The organism is Streptococcus phocae (genome assembly GCF_001302265.1).
GTDB lineage: Bacteria > Bacillota > Bacilli > Lactobacillales > Streptococcaceae > Streptococcus > Streptococcus phocae.
Genome location: NZ_LHQM01000088.1, coordinates 1 through 495 on the forward strand (window position 1 = coordinate 1; position 495 = coordinate 495).

At 33.9% G+C, this 495-nt stretch carries 1 protein-coding gene; it reads right to left on the bottom strand.

Annotated features, from left to right (window positions below):
- Positions 1-270, bottom strand: a 270-nt coding sequence (locus AKK44_RS08525) for a helix-turn-helix domain-containing protein (RefSeq protein ID WP_152911100.1), incomplete at its 3' end; no start/stop codon positions are given.
- Positions 271-495 lie beyond the last annotated feature (225 nt).

A 495-nucleotide genomic window follows, 5' to 3' on the forward strand; every position in this document is an offset into this window, starting at 1 on the left:
ACTCCCTTTTCTGCCTTCAGAGTACCGAACTTGAGCTGTTTCTGCGAAATACTGTTTGAAGTAAACTTTCCTTCCATTGACCTGTTTGACTTGTTTAACAGTCCCGCGTTTGATTTCAAGAGAAATCGTAGAACGACTTCTTCCTAAACGTCTCGCAATTTCAGCAGGTTTCAAACCTTCAGACAAATAAGCTTCAATTTTACCACGTTCGGCTTCTGAAAGGTGGTGATAGGACTGTTTTGTGGTAGAATGGTTAGTGGACATGTTTATCTTTCCTTTATCCTTTATTTTAGCGACTTTAGTATATCAGATAAACATGTCTTTTTTTGTTGCACCTCATTTTACAACGGGGGAACTGTATAAAAATAATTTTTTTGAAACCGTTTTATTTTTCGAATAAATGTGATAAAATATAAAAAAGGAGGGTATTTATGAAAAAAATTAAATTATTTTCTGCTGTACTATTAACAGCTTTGTCTGTAGAAATTATTTCTC